The 5553-nt window shown below is 36.0% G+C and carries 4 protein-coding genes and 2 pseudogenes; 3 read left to right on the top strand and 3 right to left on the bottom strand.

Annotated features, from left to right (window positions below; genetic code table 11):
* Positions 1-397: 397 nt before the first annotated feature.
* Together ACOV1R_RS15740 and ACOV1R_RS15735 are read right to left on the bottom strand one after the other, a co-directional pair.
* The gene (locus tag ACOV1R_RS15740; RefSeq protein ID WP_172638043.1) at positions 398-1717 is read right to left on the bottom strand and encodes a cupin domain-containing protein; all 1320 of its coding nucleotides are present in this window, start codon (positions 1715-1717) and stop codon (positions 398-400) included.
* Positions 1710-2570, bottom strand: coding sequence for a hypothetical protein (locus ACOV1R_RS15735; RefSeq protein WP_064578735.1), 861 nt, complete (start codon positions 2568-2570; stop codon positions 1710-1712). Before ACOV1R_RS15735 ends, ACOV1R_RS15740 begins: the two co-directional genes overlap by 8 nt.
* Before the next feature lie 112 nt (positions 2571-2682).
* On the opposite strand from ACOV1R_RS15735, the gene ACOV1R_RS15730 reads away from it, so the two are divergent.
* From ACOV1R_RS15730 to ACOV1R_RS15720, 3 genes and pseudogenes are all read left to right on the top strand, one after another.
* Positions 2683-2841, top strand: a complete 159-nt coding sequence (locus ACOV1R_RS15730) for a helix-turn-helix domain-containing protein (RefSeq protein WP_424744306.1) — start codon at positions 2683-2685, stop codon at positions 2839-2841.
* Positions 2834-3709: pseudogene (locus tag ACOV1R_RS15725) on the top strand (IS30 family transposase); the annotation flags it as partial. The gene ACOV1R_RS15730 and the pseudogene ACOV1R_RS15725, both read left to right, overlap by 8 nt.
* A gap of 163 nt (positions 3710-3872) precedes the next feature.
* Positions 3873-4448, top strand: coding sequence for a TetR/AcrR family transcriptional regulator (locus ACOV1R_RS15720; RefSeq protein WP_172638042.1), 576 nt, complete (start codon positions 3873-3875; stop codon positions 4446-4448).
* A gap of 786 nt (positions 4449-5234) precedes the next feature.
* On the opposite strand, the pseudogene ACOV1R_RS15715 reads toward ACOV1R_RS15720, so the two are convergent.
* Positions 5235-5428 (bottom strand): annotated as a pseudogene (locus ACOV1R_RS15715) (transposase); the annotation flags it as partial.
* Positions 5429-5553: the final 125 nt, after the last annotated feature.

The raw sequence follows: 5553 nt of genomic DNA, 5'->3' as shown, positions 1-5553 counted from the left end.
ATTCCCCTCATTGACCAGTTGTGCTAGTGCGCCACGTTGAAAACGTGATAAAGTAGATGTACCCAAAGTAATCACTCCCTATATTGGTTGGAATTAGCTACTACCATTGTAAGTGATTGCTTTGGGCTTTTTAATTTCTGTTCGGATTAATTATAGAATTTGCCACATCTATAAATACTTCAAGTATCTGTTTGATCACTTACCGAATCGTGAAAACAAAGATCTTGAGGGCTTTTTGCCATGGGCAAAAGAGGCCCAGGCTCAATGTCATATTTAAAATAAGCAAGCGTCATGCGTAACATCAAAACCGATGTCGTGCATGACGCTTTTTTTCAATACGTGTTGTTATTCGGTACTTACGCAAAAACTTACTATCTGGGGGCTATAATTTATAAAATCAATTGTCTGCCGACAAGCGTTCAATTAATGCTTGTTGCTGTGGAAACATCTTTTTTAATTGCTCCTTTTTCGGAATCAAAATTTCATTCGAAGATGATGACGGTAACGTGACACTAATTTGAGAAAATCCAGTTGCTCTCTTCACACTTTCCATTGCAATAAAACTATTAGGCTCTACATAAAAGCCGTGAACTTCATCATTATCCTTATTCAAACCTAGTTTAACCAAGTGATAATGACCATCTTGAGTAAAGTAATGCACATTAACCGGATCACCATATGAATACATTAGTGACTTACCGTACTTTACCATATGCAAATGTGATGGGTGTTCATGGTCAATTGTCGTATACATAACAAGTTCCCCTGGACGATAACCCTTATTTACACTATAAGATGGATAAAAGTTTTTGAAGATTTTTTCTTGTCTTTGTTGATCTTCTGGAGATAATTGCGGTGCCGGCTTAGCAGGCCCCTGTGTTTCAACTTCACCTTTACCACTTATTAAAGCATTAAATGCTTCGATAATTGTTGATGAGAAACCAATGGAGCGATCTGCAATAACACTAGGGATATTTAACTGCCCCTTATTAATTGTTATATAACGGCTACTCTTATTGCCTGCAACTAATTGCATACTTGGCGCCTTAATCATTCGATTTTGTGGGCCAATTCCTAATTCTAAGACAAGAATTTTTTTGTCTTGATAATTATTTAAAAAGTTCTCAAAGCCGTTGACCTGTGTTTGGTCCATACTAAATACAGGACCTGGAATATTAAGTGATAGTTTCTCTCCACAAGTTGCGCATGTTGGTAAATCATCTTCTGTTAATGTACCAGTTTGGTCTTTTTTATAAATTTCATGAAGGGTTGACTTCAAATCAACAAGTGGGTGTTCTTTAGGGTGTTTAGAGCAGATGCCAGTCTGCCAATTTCCTTCCACTTCGAGAAGATGATCAAATTCAGCTAACGCAAAATGGTGATCGATATTCGATGTCCAGATGAAATAAGGCTTGTTACCAATCACCTGTCGTAATTTATCCATTAATTCACCAGGATAGTAATTATAATTATAGTATTCTGCAATTCGTGCATAAACTCGCCATTTATCAAGTTCATTGGGATAATTATAGTTAAGTGCTCCTAATAAATTTGGTAAATTATATTTCTCTACTAAGTCACCCAGAACCGTTGACAATTTACTGTCCTTTGCAAATAAGTTTAGTCCCTCAGAAATTGAAAAACCGTTACTAGCAGTTACTAAAAGAGCATCAGCATCACTTAACCATTGTTGAGCTGTTTTTACCGTGTTAGTCATTTTGTCCTCCTTTGATTAATTCAGAAATATTTTGTAAAGCCCTAGCCGTATCACTATTAATCAACAGTGAACGATCTTTTATTGCTGGATTTGTTAAGACATCACGAGGATTGAAATTAATATAGAATGACTGTGGCATGTAGTTGGTCATTTCCCAGAATGGCTCTTGTATAAACATTGGTGTCATCCGACCAACCCCAATTTCAATGAAAAGTATCTTCTTTAACTGGTATTTGCCTAGAAACTGATTTGCTTTTTCGTATTCTTCATAGTATTTCTTATCTTCAAGAAATTCCGGACCACGTACCCATGGGATAAGGGGAGTACCATCAACTTCACTTTTAGGAATTAATTCAGTTGGAAGACGATTATCAACGATTTTAGGTATTAATTCATCTAAATAACCATCGATAGGATACAAATTTTTATCTGTTAATGTATTTTTACTCTGAAAGAATCCCCATGATCCTTGGATTTCACTGACATGTTCTTCTGGGAAGAATTTCTTGAACAACATATCTTGATTGCTTGTAATAATATGGTAAGGCTTATTGTCAATGATTGTCTTTAGATAATCATATACCCTATTTTGAGGTGGAATGGTTGAAACCATTTTTAACATTTTTAATAAATAAGCCCATCGCTCTTCTTGAGATTCAAAACGGTTATAGAATCCTTTAAAAATACCTTCAAAGTGATATTTTTGGTAAAAGTCACTCATGTACTTCATAAATAATGGACTAGCTTCATACCAAAAATCCATTCCCGCGGCATTTGACATTCCTGAACCAGCTCCAATTAAAATTGCATCTGCATCATTAATTCGAGCTACTACATTTTCAAGTCTATTCATTTTATTCCTCCTTATTGAATACTATGTCCATTTTTGAACATAATGTAGTTAAATGATATGATTAGGCAGATTGTAAAATTTAAGTTGAACATTTAAGTGGACAGAAAAACCCATCAAGGTCTTTAATGGTGTTACCACACAATCCATTAGAAAGAAGGACCTTAACCGTGTTGTCATTGAAACGCTTCATAATGAAGGACGTTCCTTGCGATACATCGCTAACTACTTAGACTTTAGTAAGACCACCATCTTTAACGAACTNGCTTCATAATGAAGGACGTTCCTTGCGATACATCGCTAACTACTTAGACTTTAGTAAGACCACCATCTTTAACGAACTTCACCGGCTAAATAGTGAGTACCAGGCTGGGCTAGCGCAAACTGACTTTGAACGAAAGGTTAGTCAACGGGGGCGGAAGTCTTCGCTCACTAAAAACCTTAAACACTTGATCGAGGAAAAGATTCAAGTCCAGAAGTGGTCCCCTGAACAAGTTGCCCATGTGGTGGGGATTGCCTACAAGACGGTCTATAACTGGATTGATCAAGGATGGCTTGATATACAGTTGCCCGATTTGCCTGATCATGGAATTCGTCGTCATCGTGCTAAAGAAAAGCGTGGTACGTTCAATCACGGCCGCTCCATTGAGGAGCGGCCTCATAAAGTCGAAACTCGCCAGGAATTCGGCCACTTTGAAGCTGATACCGTACTTTCTGGTAAACGTAAAGGTCAAGCTGTGGCTACTTTTGTGGAGCGTAAAAGTCGCCTGACAATTGTTAAACGGCTCCATGGTCGCGACAGTCAGTCCATGACTCAAGCCGTACTTGAACTAGCTAGTCAACTTCAAGACAAGCTCAAGACGCTTACTGTGTATCATGGTAAAGAGTTCGCTAACTACCAGACAATTGAACAGCTAACAGATACTCAGGTTTATTTTGCCCATGCTTATTCACCACATGAACGCGGTAGTAATGAGAACCGTAACCGAGTTTTGCGACGGTTTATTCCCAAGGGACAAGCCATTGAAGAACTAAGTGATTACCAACTGGTTCAAATCAATTGGTATCTGAATTCACGGCCACTTAAATGTCTTAATTGGCATACACCAATCGAGATCTTCTTGCTTAATCTACGTCACTAAATTCGTTCAAGTTATTTCTTGCAATCTGCCATTAATTATAATTGCTTATATATTTGAAGTGAATAACATTTTTCCGAGGCTGTTCATTTATGGACACCGTTATGAAATTGTCAATAATAAAATATAGTAATTAATAATCTGTAAAGGGATCGTGAAGTTAGTAATGAAAAATTCAAATCGAATAGACAGGCGAACAATATATACAGTCAATGTAATTAAAGATAGTTTCTTGGAGCTAATCCAGGATAAACCATACTCAAAAATATCAATAAAAGAGATTTGTAAAGTTGCTGACATAAGTCGCTCAACTTTTTATTTACATTTTAAATCGATTAATGATGTTTTGAACGCTATTCTTGATGATGCAATCAAGATGACCTCACCAGATTATCTTAAGATCAGTAATTTTAGCATTGATTATCTTAAAGAAAACGAATCTTTGATACCGGCCTGCCAAAGGGTAGGTTCAAGTGAAAAATATCGTAAATTACTTCTGGACCCTGAATTGACAGAATATATCGTCGGGCGAATTATGATCCGTGAGCGCAACCGAGTAGTTCCTGCAATTCAAGAAAAGACTGGATTATCCAAGGAAGACGCAGAAACATTGTTTTTATACACTCTCCATGGTTCTTTTGCGGTTAATCGTGCTAACCAGTTTAGAAAAAATAATAAATGGTATCATGATGTACAGATTATTAACAATTTTACCTTAAACGGTTACAATGCTCTTAATTAAAACAATCCTTAATAATCTAGATAATAACTTTTCTTTCACTAAATATAAGATGTACTACTTCTTAACATGCTTTAAATCTTGTATTAAATGAAAAATAACGTTTTTTAACGTAAAATAGCCTGTTATAACGACCATAAATGCCGTTATAGCAGGCTATTAGACTCTATCTAGTGCTGACTAAAGATTCGAACCTTCAACCTTATCCTTACACCTTTCATAAATAAAAACACCCAGTTGTTATACTGGATGTTTTCTTTATATGGCAAACATTTTGGCAAACAAACATGTTATTTTTAATGAGTTAGTCAAGTTTTAACACTGCCAAAATGCCGATATATCGCGCTTCCAACTCTATCTTACATTACAATCCTATTCCCACTCGATAGTAGATGGTAAACCTCTGGGCGTATAATTTTAGTTAACCTCAAATTATTTTACTATGAGTATAGTGCTGAACAATGGGTATAATAGCTAGGGTTCCTCACGATATTGATAAAGATGCATTTAATCAAGAGTTAATCAGATTTAGAATTATAACGTAATACGCATGGTGCTAGTTAATTTTTAACCAGGTACCAATAAAAAGACATTGTTTTAGACGTGTTTGAAAACCCATGTATGATCGTGCAGAATTTTGCTCGATATTAAATAAACAACATAATTGTGAAAATACATCCTCTATCCTACGCCGTTGGTGTTTTAATAAGCTCTCATCACCTGAACATTGTTTCATATTTTTACGATATGGTGTCCAAAAACAGATGTCTATTTGTTTTAAGAGGATGTCTAAAATCTTTTAAGTAATAGTGCTAAAAACGCCAAAACGACCATTTGCAGATTGGTGGTTAATTGACGCTCACAATTTTCCAAAGTCGCCGACAATTCTCTAATCAACTAAAGGATCGTTCTACTACTCAACGTTGGGGTATGACTTCGAATCGATGCAACTCATTGCACTTCGCAACCTGCACGGTTGCGTTTAAATTACTTGCCACATCAAATCGAAAATTAACGTCTGAATGGTAGATTGTAAAATTAATCCGAACGCTGTTCGGACAAAAAAGATCAGCTTCCTTTAAAATGGTGTTTACCACAAACCCATCTT

It is taken from the genome of Lactiplantibacillus sp. YT640, assembly GCF_049745435.1.
In the GTDB taxonomy this organism is placed as follows: Bacteria; Bacillota; Bacilli; order Lactobacillales; family Lactobacillaceae; genus Lactiplantibacillus; species Lactiplantibacillus plantarum.
Note: the sequence above shows the minus strand (reverse complement) of the source record. Positions and strands in the feature narration are given on the sequence as shown.